The organism is Neochlamydia sp. EPS4, assembly GCF_000813665.1.
Lineage (GTDB): Bacteria > Chlamydiota > Chlamydiia > Chlamydiales > Parachlamydiaceae > Neochlamydia.
Window position 1 is genome coordinate 1 of the sequence record NZ_JSDQ01000016.1, and the last position, 3,378, is coordinate 3,378.

The window sequence follows — 3,378 nt, forward strand, 5'->3', positions numbered from 1 at the left end:
GGATTGAAGAAAATTGTAAAAACATCACGGCTTTAGGATTAACTGGAGTAGGCTTGACTTATTTACCCCCAGAAATTGGGCAGCTGTCTCAGCTGCAAAAGCTTTACTTAAATCAAAGCCAACTCACCAGCCTGCCTGCAGAAATCGGGCAACTGTCTCAGCTGCAAGAGCTTTACTTAAATCAAAGCCAGCTCATCTTACTGCCTGCAGAAATCGGACAGCTGCCTCAGCTGCAAAGACTTGAATTAAATCAAAACCAGCTCACCGCTCTGCCTACAGAAATCGGGCAATTGTCTCAGCTGCAAGTGCTTGAATTAAATCAAAACCAGCTCACCAGTCTGCCTGCAGTAATTGGGCAGTTGTCTCAGCTGCTAGTGCTTTACTTAAATCAAAATCAGCTCACCAGTCTGCCTGTAGAAATCGGGCAGCTGTCTCAGCTGAAAGGGCTTGAATTAAATCAAAACCAGCTCACCAGCCTTCCTGCAGAAATCGGACAGCTGTCTCGGCTGCAAATGCTTTACTTAAATCAAAACCAGCTCACCGCTCTGCCTACAAAAATCGGACAGCTGTCTAAGCTGCAATGGCTTGATTTAAGCCAAAACCAGCTCACCAGTCTGCCTGGAGAAATCGGGCAGCTGTCTCAGCTGCAAACGCTTGGCTTAAGCCAAAACCAGCTCACCAGCCTTCCTGCAGAAATCGGGCAATTGTCTGAGCTGCATGGGCTTGAATTAGCGGAAAATCCTTTGAAAGATATTCCAGAAAAAATAAGGCAGCGTTTTCCATTGTAGAATAGCCATAAGTAATTTTTAAATTGGGGTGAGCTAAAATGAAATAAAAACTTTTAGCCATCTTACTTTAAACAAGTCATCCGCTTTTCTTCCGGCAACTAAGCAAGCCTAAAATAACCTACACATTTATAACGGCAAGAAGCTTCTCTCTTTTTCTGCAGATTGCTATGGCTGAGAGGACAATTTTTCTTGACGGGAAGAAACTGGTGTATTGTATTCCATCATTCGGTAGAAGAATTAAAACAAAGCACCAAAAAGAGCCTTTTTTCTCAAATAAGACAAAGAATCAATCTCATTCTTTTAGCCAAACCAAAATTGCCACTTCACTTAATCGCCAGAACCTGTGGCTACTCCTAAATGCTTGGAAGGTCTCCCCCCTTTCCTTGAATCTATCTGAAAAAAAGCGCGGGTAGATTATCGGTGAGTGGTTTTCCTTGATAAGGATACGAATTCGTTTGACTTGCTTTTTTAATTTTTTTATATTGCCTTTAGTAAATAAAAATACTGAAAAGTCATCACTACCCAAGGAAATAAAATGCATCCTATCTCTTCGGCATCTATTGAAAGCTTGCCCAATGAATTGCTGCTCCCTATCTTAGAGGCTTGCGCAGTTCCTTCCTTATTTGGCGTCTGTAAAAGATGGCATCATCTGCTGGCTTCTGAAGTCATGCCCCCTCTTTATAAGCAAATAGGTAAAGTGCATGTTCCTCAAGGAAATGTTAAGGAGCAGGCTCTTATTGTAGATAGGATTTATAAGCTAGAAGAAAAGCTTTCTGAGGCCGCAAAGGTAAATGCAATCTTTAGGCGAATCTTTACTTTAGCCAAGTCTTTTTCAGCTTTAGAATTTAAAGTGCAAATAGAAGAAAAGAGGTATCTTACTCTGGCTAACTACTCTTCCTATCTTGTAAATATTAATCGCCTTTTACTTTGGAAAAAACTTCCTGGTGGGGAAGAATACTTGAGTCGAGAAGAAATTAAGCACGTGTTTCTAAGAAAAAAAGGAGAGCTTCTTAAAGATTGGATTGAAGAAAATTGTAAAAATATTACGGCTTTGGATTTATCTAGAGCAGGCTTGACTTATTTACCCTCAGAAATAGGCCAATTGTCTCAGCTGCAATATCTTTACTTAGATCAAAACCAACTCACCACTCTGCCTGCAGAAATCGGGCAGTTATCTGAGCTACAAGTTCTTGGCTTAGGAGAAAACGAGCTCACCAACCTGCTTACAGAAATCGGGCAGTTGTCTCAGCTGCAATATCTTCACTTAAATCAAAACCAGCTCACCGCTCTGCCTGCAGAAATCGGGCACTTGTCTAAGCTGCACACGCTTGAATTAAATCAAAACCAGCTCACCACTTTGCCTGCAGAAATCGGGCGGCTGTCCCAGCTGCAAGGGCTTGAATTAAGAGAAAGCCAGCTCTCCGCTCTGCCTATAGAAATCGGGCAGCTGTCTCAGCTGCAAACGCTTGACTTAAGAGAAAACCAGCTCACCAGCCTGCCTACAGAAATCGGACAGCTGTCTCAGCTGCAATGGTTTAACTTAAACCAAAACCAGCTCACCGCCCTGCCTGCAGAAATCGGGCAATTGTCTGAGCTGCACACGCTTGAATTAAATCAAAACCAGCTCACCAGCCTGCCTACAGAAATCGGGCAGTTGTCTCAGCTGCAATATCTTCACTTAAATCAAAACCAGCTCACCAGCCTTCCTGCAGAAATAGGTCCATTGTCTCAGCTGCAAGGGCTTTGCTTAAATCAAAACCAGCTCACAGCTCTGTCTACAGAAATCGGGCGGTTACCTCAGCTGCGATATCTTTACTTAAATCGAAACCAGCTCACCAGCCTTCCTGCAGAAATCGGGCGGTTACCTCAGCTGCAAGAGCTTGACTTAAATCAAAACCAACTCATCAGCCTTCCTGCAGAAATCGGGCAGCTGTCTCAGCTGCAAAGGCTTGAATTAAATCAAAACCAGCTCACCACTTTGCCTGCAGAAATTGGGCGGCTGTCCCAGCTGGAATGGCTTGAATTAAATCAAAACCAGCTCACCAGCCTTCCTGAGGAAATCGGGCAGCTGTCTCAGCTGCAATGGCTTGAATTAGCGGAAAATCCTTTGAAAGATATCGCCGAAAAAATAAGACAGCGTTTTCAATTGTAGAATAGACTTAAATACTTTTTAAATGGGGATGAGCTAGAATGAAATAAAAAAACTTTCAGCCATCTTATCTTTAAACAAGTAGCCCTCGTTTCTTCTCGCAACTAAGCAAGTCTAAACTAACCTACACATTTTGTAACGACAAGGAGCTTCTCTCTTTTTCTGCAGATTGCTAGGCTGGGAGAACAACCTTTCTTGACAGTAAGAAGCTAGGCGTATTGTATTTCATCATTCGATAGAAGAAATAAAACATTGCGCTGAAAAGAGCCGTTTTTCTCAAATAAGGCAAAGAATCAATCTCATTCTTTTAGCCACAACAAAATTGCCGTGTCACTTAATCCTCAAGACCTGTGGCTGCTCCTAAATGCTTAGAAGGTCTCCCCCCTTTCCTTAAATTTATCTGAAAAAAAGCGGGGTAGGTCATCTGTGAGTTGTTTTTCA

2 protein-coding genes are annotated in these 3,378 nt (G+C 42.5%); both read left to right on the forward strand.

What is annotated here, in order from left to right; translation table 11 throughout:
• Positions 1-788, forward strand: a 788-nt coding sequence (locus DB42_RS01355) for a leucine-rich repeat domain-containing protein (protein ID WP_202965056.1), incomplete at its 5' end; no start/stop codon positions are given.
• A 535-nt stretch (positions 789-1,323) separates the two neighbouring features.
• The gene (locus DB42_RS01365; RefSeq protein ID WP_080502657.1) at positions 1,324-2,940 is read left to right on the forward strand and encodes a leucine-rich repeat domain-containing protein; all 1,617 of its coding nucleotides are present in this window, start codon (positions 1,324-1,326) and stop codon (positions 2,938-2,940) included.
• Positions 2,941-3,378 lie beyond the last annotated feature (438 nt).

What these genes read in the sequence shown, in the direction of transcription:
- DB42_RS01365 (WP_080502657.1), top strand. Translation starts at nt 1,324, where the DNA reads ATGCATCCTATCTCTTCGGCATCTATTGAAAGCTTGCCCAATGAATTG.